We start from the raw sequence: 19981 nt of genomic DNA, 5'->3' as shown, positions 1-19981 counted from the left end.
TTCATTGGACTATTAATCCTGCTTTCATCCACTGTAAGCTGCACATATAAGTATGCTGGATTCCATAAGATGAAAAAAACCCCCTGGGCAGAGGGTTTTTAACTGAATAAACGGAATCAGACTTCCAGGATTTCCTTTTCTTTATCTTTGGCAATGGAATCGATCTGGCTGATATGTTCATCCGTCATCTTCTGAACGTCGTCAGAGTAACCACGAAGGTCATCCTCTGTGATTTCGCCATTCTTCTCCAATTTCTTCAGGTCATCATTGGCATCGCGGCGGATATTGCGGATGGCAACCTTCGCGTCTTCAGACTCTTTCTTTACAAGTTTCACAAGATCTTTACGACGCTCTTCAGTAAGCTGTGGAATCACTATGCGCAGGATGTTTCCATCGCTGGTAGGAGTGATTCCCAAATCGGATTTCATGATTGCTTTTTCGATATCTCCCAAAGCAGATTTATCGTAAGGCTGGATGACCAGCATCCTTGCTTCAGGAACGGAAATGCCGGCTAATTGGTTAACCGGGGTAGGAGCTCCGTAATAGTCTACATTGATCTTGTCAAGAAGAGATGCATTAGCTCTTCCCGCACGGATAGAAGCCAGCTCTCTCGTGAAAGTTTGGATTGCTTTTGTCATTCGTTCTTTTGTATTGGACATGGTTTGACTTGGCATTATACTTTCCCCCTAACTATTGTTCCGATTGATTCACCCATAACAGCTCGTTTAATGTTACCATCTTCTGCAATCGAGAAGACAATCAGTGGAATATCATTGTCCATGCATAAGGACGAAGCAGTGGAATCCATGACTGCCAGACCTTCTTTAATCACTTCAAGGTAAGACAATTCATCGTATTTCACAGCATTTTCATCCATTTTAGGATCAGCAGTATAAACCCCATCCACATTGTTTTTAGCCATAAGGATGACTTCCGCTTCAATTTCCGCAGCTCTTAAGGCAGCAGTCGTATCAGTTGAGAAGTAAGGATTTCCTGTTCCGGCAGCAAATATGACAACTCGTTTTTTCTCCAGATGGCGAATCGCCCTGCGTCGGATATAAGGTTCGGCAACCTGGCGCATATCAATGGAGGTCTGGACCCTTGTTTCTACACCAAGTTGTTCCAGGCTGTCCTGAAGCGCCAAGGAATTCATGACTGTTGCAAGCATTCCCATATAATCCGCAGAGGCACGGTCCATTCCCATTTCACTGCCGACCTTGCCTCGCCAGATGTTTCCTCCGCCTACTACGACGGCAACTTCAACATCCAGTTCAGCAATCTCCTTTACATCTTCCGCCACACTTTTGATGATTGCCGGGCTAAGGCCGAACCCTTGTTCACCGGCTAATGCTTCACCACTTAATTTTAATACTACTCTTTTGTACTTTGGAATGCCCATTTGAACCTCCATATGTAGTTGATTTTTTTGACTCTGGTGTTCAAGGCTTTGAAAAAGAGGGAACACACAGTGTGTTCCCTTTTTTGTATAAAGCAGACCCTGTGGGTTACTTCTTATTTACTTGGCTCATTACTTCATCAGCAAAGTTTTCCTGGCGTTTTTCAAGGCCTTCCCCAACTTCATAGCGTACGAAGTCTTTTAGTACAGCACCTTTAGATTCAAGGAATTGGCGTACTTTTTGATCAGGATTCTTAACGAAAGGCTGATCAAGGATACACACATCTTCAAAGAACTTGCCAAGGCGTCCTTCAACCATTTTAGCTACGATATTTTCAGGTTTCCCTTCATTAAGAGCTTGCTGAGTAAGAACTTCACGCTCACGCTCAACTTCCTCTTCAGAAACCTGGTCGCGGGAAACATACTTAGGGTTCAAAGCAGCTGCATGCATTGCAACATCTTTTGCAGCATCAGCATCGGTAGTACCTTCCACAACAGTCAATACACCGATTCTTCCGCCCATGTGCAGGTACTCGCCAAAAGCGTCAGCATCTGTTTTAGTGCGGATTGCGAAGCGGCGAAGAGTGATCTTTTCACCAATTTTAGCGATAGCGGAGTTGATGTACTCGCCTACCGTGCTTCCGTTGTCCATTTTTTGGTCAAGAGCTTCTTCAACATCAGCCGGCTTGTTTGTCAGCAGGTGATGAGAAAGATCTTTAACAACATTTTGGAAGTTTTCGTTCTTTGCAACGAAATCCGTTTCAGCGTTCACTTCAAGAATAACTGCAGTGTTTCCTTCGCTTTGAATGAAAGTTGAACCTTCTGCTGCAATACGGTCAGCCTTTTTGGCTGCCTTTGCGATACCTTTCTCACGAAGAAAATCAATTGCTTTGTCCATGTCGCCATCAGTTTCTTGTAAAGCTTTTTTACAATCCATCATTCCAGCGCCAGTTTTTTCACGAAGTTCTTTTACCATTTGCGCAGTAATTGCCATAATGATAGTCCTCCTTTAGTTATATTATGTAAGCATAGGTATGCTTGTACTCTGGTTTTTAAAAAAAGGTGATAAGGGTTATCCACTCATCACCTTTTCAGATCAACCGTACCAAGTATGATCCACAGCAGTTTCTGCTAAAGTAAGGTGCAGATTATCTGTCTTCCATATAAGCCGGTCTTTTAATGCTTTTAATTACTCAGCAGCAGGAACAGCTGCTTCTTCGCCTTGCTTAGCTTCAAGGATAGCGTCAGCCATTTTTGAAGTAAGAAGTTTAACCGCACGGATTGCATCATCATTTGCAGGGATAACAACATCGATTTCATCCGGATCACAGTTTGTATCAACGATACCAACGATAGGGATGTTCAATTTGCGTGCTTCCGCAACTGCGATGCGCTCTTTACGAGGATCAATGATGAACAGTGCATCAGGAAGTTCTTGCATATCTTTAATTCCGCCTAGGAATTTGACTAGACGCTCATGTTCTTTTTTAAGTTGGACTACTTCTTTCTTCGGAAGAACTTCAAAAGTTCCGTCTTCTTCCATCTTTTCGATTTGCTTAAGACGGGAGATACGCTTTTGAATTGTTTCGAAGTTAGTCAGTGTACCACCTAACCAGCGTTGGTTAATGAAGTACATTCCAGCACGTTCTGCTTCTTCTTTCACAGATTCCTGTGCTTGTTTCTTTGTACCTACGAAAAGAACTTTTCCGCCGTTGCCAGCCAGTTCCTTAACGAAGTTATAAGCTTCCTCAACCTTCTTGACTGTCTTTTGAAGGTCGATGATGTAGATGCCGTTACGCTCTGTGAAGATGTATTTCTTCATTTTTGGGTTCCATCGGCGAGTTTGGTGGCCGAAATGAACACCAGCTTCTAGCAATTGTTTCATAGAAATTACTGACATGTGTGTTTCCTCCTAATTGGTTTTTATTTTCCTCCGCTCATGATCATCTCCAGGCAGAAACTTGTTTAAAGCACCTTCCGCCAGGATCCTATAAGCGTGTGTAATCACACCGTTAATTAATATAGCACAATCAATAACAGCAATCAAGAAATTTATTTTTGATTTTGTCGAAACTTCAATAACAGTTCAATTTCCGTGACTCCCCTGCCCAATTCCCTGGCTGCTTCCTCCACCGTGTACCCCTTTTCTTGAAGGGACTGGACCTGGGCCAACAGCGGGTCTTCATCCGAATGAATGAGTTCAGAGGAATTATCAGCCACATTGGAAGCCTGCCCGTTCTTGTTCTTTAAGGAGTATGCTTTCACTGCATTCAGGCGCATGTATGACTGGCTGCGGTGCAAATCGTTATCTTCATCCGGTTCTGAAGGGAGACTTTCATTCTGCAGAACCTTCGCTGCAGCTTGTCTGATCTTTTCGACTTTTTCCTGCCGGTGTTCAGTTTCATCTTCAGTTTTACTTTCTTTTACCGCCTCGAACTGCCGGATGAACCGATCATTATCCTCTTTCATTTCAAGCAGATAAGAAGATATCAAATCTTCCATCTCCTTAACGGTTTTCCCTTGTTGTTTTTCTATCTCCAGCAGCCGGTTCTGCCTGGTATAAAGAATGACAATTGCCAGAAGTGCTGCTATGTTCAAAATAAAAGAAATAAGAATTAAAAATGTTTGCATCTGCTCACCAAGATTCCTTTTTTCAAAGTATTGTTGCCCGATTCCGCCGCCGCAGGTTCATTATGATAATAAAGTGCGAAGTTTGAAGATTGCTTTTGAATGAATTTGCGAGATGCGGGATGTCGACAAACTCATGACTTCCCCGATTTCTGTCAAAGTCAGCTCTTCATAATAGAACAAGCTTAGTACCATCTGTTCCTTTTCCGATAAAGAACGGATCGTTTCTGTCAATTCCGCTATGTTTTCGTTTTTGAGCAGCTGAACTTCAGGCATGATGGTCTGGTCATCTCTTATAGAAAAAGAATGGTTTCCATCGCTGTCATCATCCGAAACCTGTTCATCTATTGAGAGGACATTGGCCAGGAAGTATTCATTCATTGTCTGGTATACTTCACCTTCCTGCATCTGCATTTCACCAGCGATTTCTTCAGGTGTGACATGACGGAGCATCTGCTGTTCCATTGATTCTATCTTCGCTTCAATCCTCTTGGCTCTTTCCCTTGTTGAACGCGGCAGCCAATCTTCTTTTCTGAGACCATCAATGATGGAACCCCTTACTCTGAAAGATGCGTAGGTATCGAACTTCAAATCCCTTGAAGGGTCGAATTTTTCAAGTGCATCCAAAAGGCCCATCAAGCCCAGGCTTTTCAAGTCTTCCCGGGAAACATTCTTCGGCAGTCCCACTGAGATTCTTTGGACGTGATAAGAAACAAGCGGCAAATATTTTTTGACTAGCATATCTCCAGCATATGGGTCTTTGGACTTCTTCCAGAGATCCCAGTATTTTTGCTCATCTGCTGCAGAGGGCTGAGACATAGTACTCCTCCTCCCATTTTATTGATTGGCTGTTTAATTAAGGTGTAATTAATTATGATATCATTTTGACTGTAAGAAATTTCATCAAATATCTTTATATATCCTTGATCCCCATATTTACGGTCCTGACATTCAGCAGGAAGGTATCCAGGTTGAATTCAATCGTCCTGCCATTGCTCCCGCCGGTATCTTCAGCCAGTAAAGGGATCTTCAAACCTGACAATGCTTGTTTGACCGCCTCGGTATTTCTCGGACCGATCCTTGTTAATTCATTCCCTGAAGTAAACTGGAACATCTGAGCCCCGCCGGCAATCTTTGCTTTGAAACGGTTCATCCTTCCCCCTTGAAGAATCAAAAGTCTTACTAACTCCCGTACCCCCGTATCTGCAAATTTAGCCGCTTTAAAGTCATTACCTTTGGCGATGCTGGATTCAGGCAGCATGACATGGACCATCCCCGCCAGCCTGACAGCCTCATCAAAAATGACTACCCCTACACAAGAACCAAGCCCTGACGTACGGATTGTTCGCGAGCCTTCAATGATTTTCATATCCGCAATGCCTACTTTGATAACTTCTTGTAACAGGTTCACGACACTACTCCCAGTGATTTAAAAATGATTTCAAAGGATTCAGGGTCGGGAAGCAGGAAGAAATGTCCCTTTACACTTTCTGATTCTGCCATATCATCTTCTTTAAGGGCTGTGTCTATGACAATCGCATGATCGCTGATTTGAGAGAGCTCCAAAAGCCCGAAACTTATTATGGCTCCTGCCATATCCACTGTCAGGGCAGGGACTGAAGGATAAAGGTTTAAATTGGTGAAGTCACTTAAAGAAGAAAGGTAAGAGCCTGAAAGAATGTTTCCAAGTTCCTGCATTGCTGATAATCCAAGTTCAGAATAAGGAGGCCTTTCAAATGAAAACCCTGTCTCCCCAGTCATCTGGTGAATGAAACGGGAACCTTGTGATAGAGGGAGAACGAAGAACATGCTTCCTGGAGCATCGCCTTCAATACGGAGGAAAACACTGACAACCACATTATCCGGCCCTCCCGCCATCTCCATCATCTCATCAAAGGATACCACCCTTACTTGAGGAACTTTCATATCGATTTTTTTATTAAGCAGAGTGGACAGGGCTGTCGCAGCATGCCCTGCACCAATATTCCCGATTTCTTTCAGTATATCCAGATGAAGGCTGGAAACCTTTTGGTCGAATCTCATAAATTATATACCCCGATTTATAGTTTTGAAGAATACCGGGAAAGGCGGGTAAGCCGCCCTTCCCCCTGGTCCGGTAACACTTTAGTTCAGGACTTCTTCCAAGTTCAGAAGAACAAGCAGTCTCTTTTCAATTTTTGCAACCCCGCTGATATATCCAGCCTCGACGCTTCCTACAACTTCAGGCTGCGATTCAATTCCATCTGAATGAATGTCAAGGACATCATTTGCTGCATCCACGACCAGGCCGACTTCCATATCATTGATACCGGCAATGATGATTCTTGTATCCTCTGTATGTTCCTCTTTGGGAAGTGAGAATCTGCTCCTTAAATCAATCACAGGTGTCACTACTCCCCGGAGGTTGATTACCCCTTTTACATAAGGTGCAGCTTTGGGAACACGGGTTATATATTCGACTTTTTCAATGGAACGCACCTGGCTCACAGGAATTGCATACTCTTTTTCCATTAATTGAAACACAATCACTTTTAATTCTGAAGCAGCTGCTGTATTTTCCATCATGTCTCGGCCTCCTGTCATTTAATCAATGCATTGCAATCGATAATCAAAGCAACCTGACCGTCACCCAGGATTGTTGCTCCGGAAATTGCAAATACATCTGTGAGATAATTTCCAAGTGATTTCAGGACCACTTCCTGCTGGCCGATGAATGAATCCACTACAAGGCCAGCCATTCTGTCCCCTTTTCGGACAATGACAACAGAATAGAATTCATCCTCTTCTTGTTTAGGAACTTCAAATACATCTTCCAGGAATAGCAATGGAACAACTTTCCCTCTGAAATCAATCACTTTTTGGTTATGTGCGTTCATGATATCTTCTTTTTTAATGATTGCTGTCTCTATTATGGATGATAACGGGATTGCATACTTTTCCAGATTCACTTCAACCAGCATAACCGAGATGATAGATAATGTAAGCGGAAGCTGTATGGAGAATGTGCTTCCTTCTCCTAAAACAGAATCGATCGTTATAGAGCCTCCAAGGGATTCTATTGTTGCTTTTACGACATCCAGACCTACACCCCTTCCAGAGATATCAGAGATAGTTTCTGCTGTGGAGAAACCAGATGCCAGTATCAGCTCATACACTTGGCGGTCGGATAATGCTGAAGCCGTTTCTTCAGAGACGACCCCTTTTGAAATTGCTTTTTGCAGCACTTTTTCCCTGCTGATTCCGCCGCCGTCATCTGAAATCTCAATAAAGACGTGGTTTCCGCTGTGATACGCTTTCAGTGTGACCGTACCTTCTTCAGGTTTACCATTCTGGCTGCGGTGTTCCGGGGTTTCAATGCCATGGTCAATGGCATTTCTTAGTAAATGAACAAGCGGATCGCCGATTTCATCAATGACTGTCCTGTCTAGCTCTGTCTCGGCACCGATGATGTCCAATTCAATTTTTTTATTCAAATCTCTTGCCAGCTGCCTGATCATTCGTGGAAATCTATTGAACACTGTTTCTACAGGGACCATCCGCATATTCAGGATAATATTCTGCAAGTCTCCTGATATTCTGGACATTCTTTCGACAGTTTCATTTAATTCAGGGTGGTCAAGGTCCTTTGAAATTTGCTCCAGCCTCCCCCTGTCTATAACGAGCTCTTCAAACAGATTCATCAAAATATCCAGTCGTTCAATATTCACCCTGATTGTCTTATTCCCTGCGCCTGCTTGTTTGGAAGGAGGAGCCTCTTTCTTATCTTCTTTCCTGGCTGCCTGATTTACGGAAGGCTTTTCCTGTACTTTCTGCTGTTGTTCAAGTGAACCATTCGCCGCTGACCCTGTCAGTTCAAGATCTTGAGAAGGTTTTTCTCCAGCTTTGCCCAGATCTACAAGACCAATCTTTACCTTATGTACCTCAGAAACTTTCATGACCTTTTTCTTGATATCTTCCTGGGTTTCTTTCGTAACGATGCTGACAAGGAAGTCCTGATCAAAATCCTCTTCTTCTAAAACATCCACTGCCGGCACGGATTTAATTACTTCACCGCACTTTTCGAGAACTTCAAAGACCATAAATACCCTTGCAGCTTTTAAAAGGCAGTCATCCCTTAAAGAGACCGATACTTCAAAACATTGAAAACCTTGCTCTTTTGATTGCTCAATGACTGTTTGTTCAAACTGATCATACTCGGCTGTCCGCGTTTGGGAATCGGCCGGGGCCGATACAGCTGCAGCAGCTTCATCATGGGCATTGAGGCTTTCTGGAGACTCACCTTTTTCTATAAGTGAAAGCTTACGGACAATCTCCGTTACATCACGTTTACCGTCACCGCCTTCGGCAATGGACATGACCATTGCCTCCAAATCGTCCACTGCCATAAATACAACATCCAGGATGAGTGACGAAACCTGTAACTTGCTGTTTCTGATTGCATCCAGTACATTCTCCATCTGATGCGTCAAACTGGCGAGGTCTTCGTAGCCCATTGTGGCAGCCATGCCCTTCAGCGTATGGGCGGATCTAAAAATTTCGTTAACGATTGACAGATTCTCAGGATTTTTCTCAAGTTCAAGCAATTGAACGTTACAGGTTTGCAGATGTTCCTTACTTTCCTCAATAAAAACTTCTAAATACTGATTCATTTCCATGGGTTTCACACCTCTCTTGGCAAATACTTCATTATACATCCTGCAATATTTTCTACTGATTGGATATCATCTACCAGATTAGTAGATATGGCAGCTTTCGGCATACCGTAGACGATGCAGGATTCTTCTGCTTCGGCAATTGCTTTGACATTGCCTTTTTCCTTTAATTCCAACAAACCTTTAGAACCATCCGTCCCCATTCCTGTCATGATGACGGCGATTTTATCATAACTGCTGATATTACTGATTGATTCGAACATAACGTCCACCGCCGGCCGATGACCGCTCCGCGGAGGTTCATCCACATCCAGAACAGCAATGAGACCCGAGCTCTTTTCCTTGACTTTCAGATGGAATCCGCCTGGTGCAATATAAGCTGTACCCTTTTTGAGGAGTTCCCCATTTTCTGCTTCCTTTACTGAAATACGGGAAAGTGAGTCAAGGCGGTTAGCAAGCGACTTTGTAAAGCCTGGAGGCATATGCTGTACAATCAGGATCGGAGCCTGAACATTCTCTGGAATGGCGGTCACAACCTGCTGCAGAGCTCTTGGCCCTCCTGTGGAGGTTCCAATGCAAATGATTTTCTCGGAATGACTGTTCCATGCAGCCATTTGGTTCCTGCCGCTTTGCTGGCTGCTTGCAGCCGGACGGGTGATTCCCTGGAATGGCCTTTCTGCTTTCTTAAGATGTCTAACCGGCACCTCGCTGGCATTCAGCACCTTGGCAATCAAATCTTCTTTGACTTTATGCAAGTCCAATGAAATGGCTCCTGATGGCTTAGGGACGAAATCCACAGCACCCATATTCATCGCAGTTATGGTGTTTTCAGCTCCTTCTTTTGTTGTGGAAGAAAGCATGACTACCGGAAGGGGATTCAATTCCATAATGGCCTTTAGAGCTTCTATTCCATTCATTTCCGGCATTTCCACATCCAGGGTCAGTACATCGGGGAGATACATCTCGATTTTATCCAGGGCATCCCTTCCGTTCCTGGCTGTACCCACCACTTCTAAAAGAGGTGAACTTGAGAGGAAGTCGCTAATGAGCTTTCTCATGAAAGCAGAATCGTCAACCACCAGGACTTTTTTTCGTTTCATCTGCCATTCCTCCTGAACAAGATCTTCTTCAAATTTGAAACGAATCCTTTTTTCTCTGCCGGGGTGAATGTTGTAATTCCCGACAGGTACTGTTTGAGTAAGCGCTGCAAGGACGATGCAATGGCCGAGTCCGGGAAAGAAAGCAGTAATGGTACTTGGAGGGTCACCGCTTTCCTGACTGAAGAATCTTCAGGGAGAACTCCGAAAAGGTAAACCTCTTTATTCAGGAATTTACCCATCGCCTGCTTCAAGCGGCTTAGTGTTTCAAGACCCTCTCTTTCATTTTCAGCTCTATTGCAAATCAGATAAAACTCCTTACACTCGTCTCTCATGTAGATGTATTTCATCATTGAATAAGCATCTGTCACTGCTGTCGGTTCAGGTGTTGTCACAACGAAAATATCATCTACCGACATCAGGATTTCCAACGTATGGCGGGCTGCACCCGCCCCCATATCAAAAACAATATAGTCAAAGGAATGGACAAGCTCTGAGAGGGCATTTAGGAACCTCTCTATATCAGTATCGGCCCATTCTACAATGTTCTGAAGTCCATTTCCGGCACTAATATAGGATGTTCCTTCACCATCCCTGAAGATAATATCGTCTATCCCTGTATCACGATGGTTCATAAAGTCGGCAATCGTCCTGTCAGGCTGTCTGCCCAGGATGATGTGAATATTCCCCATCCCGATATCCATATCAAACAATAGGACTTTTTTTCCCTTTTGCTGCAAAGCCAGGGAGAAATTCACGGCAAAATTCGATTTGCCTACGCCTCCCTTTCCGCTGACCACAGCAATTGTCTTGGCATTCCTGGACTGCACTTCAAGAATTTTCTTTCGCAGGCCCTGCGCTTGATCTGTCATTTTTCAATACCTTCCATCACTAAGTCGACAATGCCTTCAGGGGATGCCTCGGATATATCCTCTGGCACGCTCTGTCCCGCTGTAATATAAGCGGCCCCTTTGCCCTCATTCCTCAAAATGTTATACATTGTTCCATAACTTGATGTTTCATCTGCTTTGGAAAAGATGAATTTTTCTATTGGAAGTGTCGAGAAGTTACTTATTATCTCATTTAAATCCTTTTCCTTGGCTGTCACTGATAATACTAGGAAGGTTTCCATATCATTTTTGAAGTCGATCATTTTTTTGAGATCTTCCACATACTTTGCATCCCTGAAGTTCCTTCCGGCTGTATCAATGAAAACGACATCGTAATCATTGAACTTTTCAATAGCCTTTTGAAAATCAGCCAGTTTATAAACCACCTCCAAAGGTACATTCAAGAGCTGGGCATATGTTTTCAATTGTTCAATAGCAGCAATTCTGTATGTGTCAGTAGTGATGAATGCAATCTTTTTCCGTTTTTCCAAAACCGCTTCCGAGGCAATTTTCGCCAGTGTGGTAGTCTTTCCGACTCCAGTAGGACCAATTACATTCACATACTTCTTCTTATAACTGATTCCTCCAAAAGCAAACGCACCAAGTTCTTTTTTTAGATAAACCGATACTTCAGCCTTCAGCTCCTCAGAAGAGAAGGTGCCGTTGATTTCACTGATATTCATCAGGTGATCAGCTGCCTCATTGATATATTTATCAGCCAATTCCTGATCCTTCAGTTTCAATAGGAGTTTCCGGACACTCTCTGGATAATATTCATATCCGTTATTCGTTTTCATCTGTTGAACGATGGACCTTAGTTCAGCGATCTCTTTTCTGAATTGCAGTGTATTCTTCCCTTCCGCTGAATCAGCCTGTTTCTTCATAACTGGGGGGTCCGCCTGCTCCTGAACCTTAGGCTGATATGGTGTCTCCCGTTTCTCCCTGGGGTTTTGTTTTGGGTTTGGATCGATAGCAGCAATCACTTCGATGTTTTTCTTTTTGAATAAACCGAGAAATCCACCTGTATAGATCATCTTTGAATTCAGTATGACTGCACCCTCGCCCAGTTCAGCTCGAATTTTCTTCATGGCTTCAGGCATCGTAGGCGCTGTATATTTTTTTACCTTCATTCTATATTCACCAACCCTAAACTTTGAACTTCGACATTTGCTTCTAATTCGTTATATGAAAGAGCCGGCACTTGAGGAAAATACCGATCAATCAATTGACGCAGGTACATTCTGACAGCAGGGGAACACAGAATCACAGGTGACTCTTCCATAAGGGAAAGCTGCTCAATCTGTGAAGCAAGAGCTTCAAGGATCCGTTGGGAATCATTTGGATCCATGGATAAATAATTTCCATGATCAGTCTGCTGCACAGAGTCGGCAATCAATTTTTCCACCCTTCCGGATAAGGTGATGACCTTCAGGGTGCCTCCCTGATCTACATATTGAGAAGTAATCTGTCTTGCCAGAGATTGACGGACATATTCAGCAAGTAAATCAGTGTCAGTACTCATCTTTCCATAATCAGCCAGCGTTTCAAATATGATCGGCAGATTCCGGATAGAAACATTCTCACGCAGAAGCTTAGCAAGGACTTTTTGTACTTCACCGACTGACAATGGATTGGGTGTCACCTCTTCGACCAGGATTGGATACGTTTCCTGAAGGTGATCAATAAGCTGTTTTGTTTCCTGCCTTCCGAGCAGTTCATGGGCATTGTTCTTGATTACCTCCGTGATGTGCGTGGAAACGACAGAAGGAGGGTCAACCACGGTGTAACCGAAGATTTCCGCTTGTTCCTTCATGTCTTCGCCTATCCATTTTGCCGGCAGTCCAAATGATGGTTCAATCGTATCGATTCCTTCAATAGACTCATCTTCCACTCCCGGGCTCATGGCCAGATAATGATCAAGCAGCAATTCACCCCTTGCCATTTCATTGCCTTTGATCTTCAACCTGTATTCGTTTGGCTGCAACTGAATATTATCCCTGATCCGCACAACAGGGATGACTAACCCAAGTTCAATCGCAAGCTGTCTGCGGATCATGACTACCCTGTCCAGAAGGTCTCCGCCTTGATTGGCATCAGCCAAAGGTATCAGGCCGTAACCAAACTCAAATTCTATTGGATCCACATTCAGCAGATTAACAACGCTTTCTGGGCTTTTCATTTCATCCTGCTCTCTCTCTTCTTCCATTTCAATAAGGTCTTCCTCATCTTCTTGAGGAGCCCGCGAGAGCATGAAGCCCCCGACACCGAGAGCTGCCGCTACTGGGATCGTCAGGATATCATTTATTGGCGTAAATAACCCGAGAAGGAAGATAGTTCCCCCCGCCACATATAACATTGGCGGAAAGGCAAGCAGCTGATCTATGATGTCCTTTCCGAGATTTCCATCGGATGCCGCTCTGGTTACGACAATACCTGTCGCTGTCGAAATCAGCAACGCAGGTATCTGGCTGACAATCCCATCACCGACTGTCAATAATGAGTACCTTGTCGCTGCTTCCCCGATCGGAAGTCCCTGCTGGGTCATTCCGATGATGATGCCGAATATTAAGTTCATCAATACTATTATGATTCCGGCAATCGCATCTCCTTTAACAAACTTTGATGCACCATCCATTGCCCCGTAAAAATCGGCTTCACGGCTTACTTTTTCTCTGCGGTCCCTGGCTTCATGTTCAGAGATGATGCCTGCATTAAGATCTGCATCAATGCTCATTTGTTTACCCGGCATCGCATCAAGGGTAAATCTTGCAGCAACTTCGGAAACACGCTCTGAACCCTTTGTTATAACAATAAATTGAATAATGATTAAAATAATAAAAACGACCAGACCTACCAGGACATTTCCGCCAACCACGAAGGTCCCGAATGTTTCCACCACATCTCCTGCTTCACCGTTGCTCAGGATGGAACGTGTAGTTGATACATTCAGGCCAAGCCTGAATAAAGTCAATAACAAGAGCAAGGATGGGAAAATCGCAAATTGAAGCGGTTCATTCATATTCATGGATGTAAGAAGCACTAGAAGAGCCAAGGAAATATTTATGATGATCAGTACACTTAACAGCCAAGGCGGAAAAGGAATGATTAGCATGGCTACTATAAGGATGACGCTGAATAATACAGATAAATCTCTTGCTGACAATTGCATTCCCCCTAACATAAGCTGCTACAGCTGATTTTTCATCCGGTAAACATATGCCAGTATTTCAGCGACGGCCTTAAAGAATTCCTCCGGTATGGCATCACCGATTTCTGCACTGTCATATAACGACCTTGCCAACGGCCTGTTTTCAACCATGATGATGTCATTTTCACCGGCGATGAATTTAATTTTCTGCGCCAGGTAATCCACTCCTTTGGCAACAACATAAGGAGCTTCAGATTTATTCTCATCATACTTCAAAGCAATTGCGAAATGGGTAGGGTTGGTGATGACCACATCTGCATCAGGAACTTCCTGCATCATCCTTCTCATCGCCATCTCCCGCTGCCTTTGCTTAATTTTGGATTTGATCAGCGGATCGCCTTCCATGTTTTTGTGTTCATCTTTAATATCCTGCTTGGACATCCGGATATTTTTTTCGAAATCATATTTCTGATATAGATAGTCAAAAACGGATAAAAATAGCAGCGCCAATGAAGCTGCGATCCCCATCTGGACTGTCAATGATGCCATCGCTGCTAATGAGTCATGGATCGTCTTGAAAGACAGACCAAGCACCTCATCGATGTTCAGCCACAATATAACAAATGTAACTGCTCCGACAAATCCGATTTTCAATATCGATTTCAATAATTCTACGATCGCTCTTATAGAGAATATCCTCTTTGCCCCTTTGATGGGATCGATCTTTTCTAATTTTGGCTGCAAAGGCTCTGCCGTGAACATGATGCCCACTTGGATGTAATTCGAAAAGATTCCAGCCAGCAAAGCTACCAGCATGATGGGGCCAAGCAGAATAGCAACTTCTTTGAGAACCTCGATGACAATCAACATAAAGGATTCCTCAGTCAAATCCATCATCATGTAATCCTGAAAAGAGACACGGAATAAATCAAAAATGATATTTCCAAAAAAAGAAGCACTAAAAGTCAAAAATAAAAATACAGCAAGCAAAATGATGGCTGTATTGACATCCTGACTCTTGGCTGTCTGACCTTTCTTCCTTGAATCCTGCCGTTTTTTCGGGGTGGCCTTTTCAGTTTTCTCACCTGCAAAAAACTGCAGATCAAGGGAAAGCAATTTCACATTAAGCGCCTCCGATAATTTTCATTAAATCTCTCATTGTAAACATCATCAATTCAAACATCTGCTGCATCAAAGCCATCATCACACCAAGCACAATGAATAACACAAGAAAGCTCACTGCTATTTTAATAGGAAAACCAACAACGAAAATATTTAACTGCGGTACAGTCCTTGCAACGATGCCCAGTGCTACGTCAACCAAAAACAATGTTGCCACAACCGGGATGGACATCTGAAAAGCAATTATAAACACTGAATTGAAAGTATTGATGATATATTCCACGAGATTTTCATTTCCAAAGGGGATCCATGCCTGATCAATTGGAATGAATTGATAACTATAAAAGACACCATCAAGCAAAAGGTGATGCCCGTCCACTGCAAGCAGCAGCAGCAAAGCAAATGTATATAAATATTGTCCAACCAGAGGAGATTGTGCCCCCGTCTGCGGATCAATGACATTAGCAATCGCAAAGCCCATTTGGAAATCAATGAAACTTCCGGCAACCTGGATGGCCGAAATAATCATATAGGCTGTAAACCCGATGAATAACCCTATCATGGCTTCCTTCATGATCAACAAAATATAGGCAGCATCCAAGGCTATCGGGGAAGCATCGATTGTGTAATACATTATCCAGGCAATGGCACCTGCAAAACCGATACGGTGCTGTGCGGGTATGGATCTGTAAGAAAAAAGCGGGAGGGTTATAAAAAAAGCAGAGACCCTCATAAATACCAACAAAAAAATAGACAGGTTTGGAATCAGCTCTTCCATTCTTCTAACCTACAAACCTATTAAGGTTCGAGAAGATCTCAGAGGCATAAGTGACCAGTTTGGTCAGCATCCAAGGGCCGAAAAAGACTACGCCTATTAGGACTGCAACAATTTTCGGAATAAACGCAAGGGTCTGCTCCTGAATCTGGGTGGTGGCCTGAAAGATACTGACAACCAGCCCGACAACCAAAGCCAGCAGAAGTAACGGACCGCAAATGACCAGGGTTGTATAAACTCCTCTTTCAGCTAAAGCAATTACCGATTCAGCATTCATGTTTTTCACCTACTTAAAAGCTTTGAAGCAAAGATTTAACGACAAGGTACCAGCCATCCACGAGCACAAACAGCAAAATTTTAAACGGCAGTGAAATCATGACAGGAGGGAGCATCATCATACCCATTGACATAAGAACACTGGCAACCACCATATCTATCACAAGAAAAGGAATGAATATCATGAAACCGATTTGAAAAGCGGTCTTGATTTCACTCAGGGCAAAAGCTGGAACAAGTGATGTCAAAGGAATATCCTCTATGGACTCGGGCCGTTCTGCCCCAGAGTAGTTAAGGAATAATTCCAAATCCTTTTGCCTTGTATGCTTACTCATAAAATCTTTGAAAGGAACAACTGCACTTTCATATGCCTGCTCCAAATTGATCTCTTCATTGAACAAAGGCTGCAGTGCGTTTTCATTTACCTCCTGAAAGGTCGGAGCCATAATGAAAAAAGTCAGGAAAAGAGATAATCCTACCAATACCTGATTCGGAGGCATCTGCTGAGTTGCCAATGAAGTCCTTACAAATGAGAGAACGATGACAATCCGGGTAAAACAAGTCATTAGAATAAGGATACCTGGAGCAATCGATAACACAGTGAAAAGCAGAAGAAGCTTTACAGACGTAGAGACGGAGTCGGGGGAAGTCGAATTGAAAAACTCCATGAATTCATTCATCTTTATCTTTCTCCCTGTTCGTCAAATCCTCAAGCATTTTTTTTCTGCCCTTCCTTATGTCCTCAATTTGGGATTTCAGTATAGCTTGGAACGACTGGCTGTCATTTGTGTTATGAGACCCTTGACCCATCTTCTTTCCCAACCACTGTGACAGCATATCCTTGGGCTGCTGCAATCCATTGGTTCTTTCATCATAATAGGTAAGGATATCCTCTTTTTCTTCTTTACCCTCTATTTCCTTCAGCAGTTGAATGTCTTCCCCGACTCCAAGGACAAGGATTCTCTCGCCAACCTTAACTAATTGGACAGAACGGTTCCCCCCCAGCGTCGTCCCCCCGAGATTATGGATTAATTTGGTCTGTTGAAATGATTTGCTTTTTTGATTAATGAATTTAAGTAAGAAATATATCAATGCAATAACAAAAATCAGTGCAAATACCATTTTTAAATAATCGAATGCAGAAACACCTGTTGAGGCATCTGCAACGCTGTCTTCCGTTTCTTCAGCAGGTGGATTTTCTTTATTATGATCTTCAGGCTGTTCCAAGTAATCATCAACAGTCCCATCAAACTCTGCATATGCCGGAATAGTACCAGTCATATGCAGAGAAGCAATAACCACCATAATCAAAGAAAGCTTCCTAATCATGTTCCTCAAAAAAAGCACCTTCTCCTTACTTCTGTTGCTATAAGTAACTTTTCGCCACTTATCAATATGCTTAATAAAGTTTTTAACTCAGAGCTTTCTGTATCGCTTCAATGACACGATCGGCCTGGAACGGCTTGACAATGAAGTCTTTTGCACCAGCTTGAATGGCGTCAATAACCATTGCCTGCTGACCCATTGCAGAACACATGATAATCTTTGCGTTTCCATCAACAGCCTTAATTTCCTTAAGGGCAGCAATCCCGTCCTTCTCCGGCATGGTGATATCCATCGTTACCAGATCCGGGCTTAATTCTTTATATTTCTCAACGGCTTGATTTCCATCTGCCGCTTCACCAACTACTTCAAATCCATTTTTCGTCAGAATGTCCTTAATCATCATTCTCATAAATGCTGCATCATCAACTATTAAAATTTTATTCGCCATTTTCTTTTCCCCCGTTTTTTACTTTAGTTTTTTTAATCTGTCTGATTGGCTGACAATGTCTGTTATTCTTACACCGAAGTTTTCATCGATGACCACAACTTCTCCCTTGGCAATCAATCTGCTGTTCACCAGGACATCAACAGGTTCTCCGGCAAGCTTGTCCAGTTCAATGATTGAACCTGATGACAACTCTAGAATGTCTTTTACTGAACGCTTAGTCCTTCCCAATTCAACTGTCACGTTCAATGGGATGTCCAGGAGCATATCCAGGTTCTTGCTTTCCGGCTTATGCATTGCCGGCTGTTCAAAACTTGTAAAAGAAGCAGGCTGGACTTGCACTGGCTGTTCAAAGCTTGTATTATTGCCAAAATGCTGTGGTTGCTGATGCGAAGCACCGTTCACTGCAGCATCAGGATGGTTTTCTTCCCGCGGCCCTGATGGCTGATGCACTTGCGGAGACGACTGTTCCAAGCTTGTTCCTTGATTTACATTGCCTTGTTCCATTATATCGGAATTTGTCGACTGTGAGTTATCATTTGTTAATTCATCCACAAGTTGTTTAGCAAATGGCAACGGCAGCAGCTGCATGATACTGGAATCTATCAATTCCCCAACTTTCAATGAGAAGGATATTTTAGTCAATAAATCCTGCTGGGGAATGGTGTCGGCCCCTTCTCCTTCCGGAAGGTATAACATATCGACCGTCGGCGGTGAGATATCCACTTTCTTGCTGAAAACTGTAGACATGGAGGTCGCTGCAGAACCCATCATTTGGTTCATGGCTTCCTGTACGGCACTGATTTGAATTTCACCAAGTCCCCCTGATGGATTCAATCCGTCTCCCCCAAGCATCAGATCTGCTATTATGGCAGCATCATCCTGTTTGATGACCAGAAGGTTTGCACCAGAGAACCCTTCGGTATATTGTACCTGAATAGCTACATATGGATGAGGAAAGTCATCTTCAAGCTTGCTTCTTTCCAATATTGAAACCTTTGGAGTTGTAATTTCAACCTTCTGATTCAGCAGTGTCGAGAGTGCAGTTGCCGAGCTGCCAAATGAGATATTCCCTATTTCCCCAAGGGCATCTTGTTCGAATTCACTTAAGTAATCTTCAACATTCAACTTTTGAGAAGAAGCTGTTTCTGTTTCTTTCTCTTCGTTGGCTGTGCCTCTCAACAAGGCATCAATTTCATCTTGTGATAACATATCATCACTCATCATCCTCTTCTCCCCCCTTCAAAGAATCCAAAATCTGTACTGCCAGCCGGTTATTCAATTCACCTGGCTGGGCAGTGAATTTTGGCATTTCCCCTACCTTAATCAGCAATGGATCATCAATGCGTCTATTCAGTTGAATGACATCACCGATATCAAGCATAAGAAAATCATCAATCGTTATATCAGAGTTCCCCAGTTCTGCAACAACCGGCACATGGGCTGTCTTTATTCTTTTCTCCAGATTTTTCGTGTCTTCTGGATTTTTATCCTTTTGTTTTGTCTGCATCCAATAACTTACAGACAGCTTAGGGATAATCGGTTCCAGCACCACATGCGGGATGCAGATGTTAATCATTCCGCTTGTTTCACCAATCGTTGTATTCATTGAAATGACCACAACTGTCTCATTGGGGGAAACCATCTGCAGAAACTGTGGATTCACTTCGAATTCAGAAAGCATGGGATCAATTTCTGCAATATTGCTCCAGGCATCTCGAAGGTTATCAAATGCCCTCTCAAATAGGTTGGACATGATCTTGGTTTCAATCTCTGTCAAGTTCTCAATCTTATTCATGCCTGTTCCTTTTCCACCCATTACACGATCCATCATTGCATACCCGATGTTAGGATTTACTTCCATTAAGATGTGCCCGTCCAGGGGGGGAACGTCAAAGATATTCAATAATGTCATTTTTGGGACCGACCTTACAAATTCCTCAAATGGGACCTGGTCAGTTGAAACAACCGATATTTGAACATAGGTCCTTAGCTGTGCCGAGAAATAGGTGGTCAGGATCCTTGCGAAATTTTCATGTATTCTTGTCAAACTTCTTATCTGGTCTTTTGAGAATCTTAAAGCTCTCTTAAAGTCATAAACTTTTACTTTTTTCTGTTCTTCTTCTTTCTTGAAATCATCTGCGCTCATTTCACCTGTGGACAAGGCAGAGAGCAATGCATCTATTTCATTTTGCGAAAGTACTTCACTGGACATTTCCTCACCCC

General features: G+C 43.1%; 22 protein-coding genes. All 22 read right to left on the bottom strand.

Annotated features, from left to right (window positions below; all coding sequences use genetic code 11):
• Window positions 1-116: 116 nt before the first annotated feature.
• Complete coding sequence (gene frr, locus D3H55_RS05885; protein WP_119545984.1) at window positions 117-674, bottom strand: ribosome recycling factor; 558 nt, start codon at window positions 672-674, stop codon at window positions 117-119.
• Window positions 674-1399: a UMP kinase gene (gene pyrH, locus D3H55_RS05880; protein WP_240628494.1), complete on the bottom strand. Its 726-nt coding sequence runs from the start codon at window positions 1397-1399 to the stop codon at window positions 674-676. The genes frr and pyrH overlap by 1 nt, the downstream gene beginning before the upstream one ends.
• A 106-nt stretch (window positions 1400-1505) precedes the next feature.
• Window positions 1506-2390 (bottom strand): translation elongation factor Ts, encoded by an 885-nt coding sequence (gene tsf, locus D3H55_RS05875; protein ID WP_119545983.1) that lies wholly within the window; start codon window positions 2388-2390, stop codon window positions 1506-1508.
• A 195-nt stretch (window positions 2391-2585) separates the two neighbouring features.
• Entirely contained in the window at window positions 2586-3296 is a 711-nt protein-coding gene (rpsB, locus tag D3H55_RS05870) for a 30S ribosomal protein S2 (protein WP_119545982.1), read from the bottom strand.
• Window positions 3297-3448: 152 nt separating this feature from the next.
• A complete protein-coding gene (locus D3H55_RS05865; protein ID WP_168412977.1) occupies window positions 3449-3994 on the bottom strand; it encodes a hypothetical protein in 546 nt (181 codons plus the stop codon).
• 93 nt (window positions 3995-4087) lie between these two features.
• Complete coding sequence (locus D3H55_RS05860) at window positions 4088-4843, bottom strand: FliA/WhiG family RNA polymerase sigma factor (protein WP_119545980.1); 756 nt, start codon at window positions 4841-4843, stop codon at window positions 4088-4090.
• A gap of 94 nt (window positions 4844-4937) precedes the next feature.
• Window positions 4938-5435, bottom strand: coding sequence for a chemotaxis protein CheD (locus D3H55_RS05855; RefSeq protein ID WP_276310206.1), 498 nt, complete (start codon window positions 5433-5435; stop codon window positions 4938-4940).
• Complete coding sequence (locus D3H55_RS05850) at window positions 5432-6067, bottom strand: chemotaxis protein CheC (RefSeq protein ID WP_119545979.1); 636 nt, start codon at window positions 6065-6067, stop codon at window positions 5432-5434. Before D3H55_RS05850 ends, D3H55_RS05855 begins: the two co-directional genes overlap by 4 nt.
• A gap of 81 nt (window positions 6068-6148) precedes the next feature.
• Window positions 6149-6586 carry a chemotaxis protein CheW gene (locus D3H55_RS05845; protein ID WP_119546013.1) on the bottom strand — a complete coding sequence of 146 codons (438 nt, stop codon included), beginning with the start codon at window positions 6584-6586 and terminating at the stop codon, window positions 6149-6151.
• Window positions 6587-6603: 17 nt separating this feature from the next.
• Complete coding sequence (locus D3H55_RS05840; RefSeq protein ID WP_119545978.1) at window positions 6604-8679, bottom strand: chemotaxis protein CheA; 2076 nt, start codon at window positions 8677-8679, stop codon at window positions 6604-6606.
• Window positions 8680-8684: 5 nt separating this feature from the next.
• Window positions 8685-9776, bottom strand: a complete 1092-nt coding sequence (locus D3H55_RS05835) for a protein-glutamate methylesterase/protein-glutamine glutaminase (RefSeq protein WP_119545977.1) — start codon at window positions 9774-9776, stop codon at window positions 8685-8687.
• Window positions 9773-10645 (bottom strand): MinD/ParA family protein, encoded by an 873-nt coding sequence (locus tag D3H55_RS05830; protein WP_119545976.1) that lies wholly within the window; start codon window positions 10643-10645, stop codon window positions 9773-9775. The genes D3H55_RS05835 and D3H55_RS05830 overlap by 4 nt, the downstream gene beginning before the upstream one ends.
• Window positions 10642-11793, bottom strand: a complete 1152-nt coding sequence (gene flhF, locus D3H55_RS05825; RefSeq protein ID WP_119545975.1) for a flagellar biosynthesis GTPase FlhF — start codon at window positions 11791-11793, stop codon at window positions 10642-10644. The genes D3H55_RS05830 and flhF overlap by 4 nt, the downstream gene beginning before the upstream one ends.
• On the bottom strand, window positions 11790-13826 hold the full coding sequence (gene flhA, locus D3H55_RS05820) for a flagellar biosynthesis protein FlhA (RefSeq protein WP_119545974.1): 2037 nt from the start codon (window positions 13824-13826) through the stop codon (window positions 11790-11792). Before flhA ends, flhF begins: the two co-directional genes overlap by 4 nt.
• A gap of 24 nt (window positions 13827-13850) precedes the next feature.
• Window positions 13851-14933, bottom strand: a complete 1083-nt coding sequence (gene flhB, locus D3H55_RS05815; protein ID WP_119545973.1) for a flagellar biosynthesis protein FlhB — start codon at window positions 14931-14933, stop codon at window positions 13851-13853.
• Between the two features lies 1 nt (window position 14934).
• Window positions 14935-15711 (bottom strand): flagellar biosynthetic protein FliR, encoded by a 777-nt coding sequence (fliR, locus tag D3H55_RS05810; protein ID WP_119545972.1) that lies wholly within the window; start codon window positions 15709-15711, stop codon window positions 14935-14937.
• 4 nt (window positions 15712-15715) lie between these two features.
• The gene (gene fliQ, locus D3H55_RS05805; protein WP_119545971.1) at window positions 15716-15985 is read right to left on the bottom strand and encodes a flagellar biosynthesis protein FliQ; all 270 of its coding nucleotides are present in this window, start codon (window positions 15983-15985) and stop codon (window positions 15716-15718) included.
• Between the two features lie 13 nt (window positions 15986-15998).
• Complete coding sequence (gene fliP / locus D3H55_RS05800; RefSeq protein ID WP_119545970.1) at window positions 15999-16664, bottom strand: flagellar type III secretion system pore protein FliP; 666 nt, start codon at window positions 16662-16664, stop codon at window positions 15999-16001.
• Window positions 16657-17313 (bottom strand): flagellar biosynthetic protein FliO, encoded by a 657-nt coding sequence (fliO, locus tag D3H55_RS05795; RefSeq protein WP_240628497.1) that lies wholly within the window; start codon window positions 17311-17313, stop codon window positions 16657-16659. Before fliO ends, fliP begins: the two co-directional genes overlap by 8 nt.
• Before the next feature lie 82 nt (window positions 17314-17395).
• A complete protein-coding gene (locus D3H55_RS05790; RefSeq protein WP_119545968.1) occupies window positions 17396-17758 on the bottom strand; it encodes a response regulator in 363 nt (120 codons plus the stop codon).
• Between the two features lie 18 nt (window positions 17759-17776).
• Window positions 17777-18982, bottom strand: a complete 1206-nt coding sequence (gene fliY / locus D3H55_RS05785; RefSeq protein ID WP_119545967.1) for a flagellar motor switch phosphatase FliY — start codon at window positions 18980-18982, stop codon at window positions 17777-17779.
• A complete protein-coding gene (fliM, locus tag D3H55_RS05780; protein ID WP_119545966.1) occupies window positions 18972-19970 on the bottom strand; it encodes a flagellar motor switch protein FliM in 999 nt (332 codons plus the stop codon). Before fliM ends, fliY begins: the two co-directional genes overlap by 11 nt.
• Between the last annotated feature and the right edge of the window lie 11 nt (window positions 19971-19981).

The organism is Bacillus salacetis (assembly GCF_003581585.1).
In the GTDB taxonomy this organism is placed as follows: Bacteria; Bacillota; Bacilli; order Bacillales; family Bacillaceae_B; genus Rossellomorea; species Rossellomorea salacetis.
This window is presented reverse-complemented; position numbering and strand designations above follow the sequence as displayed.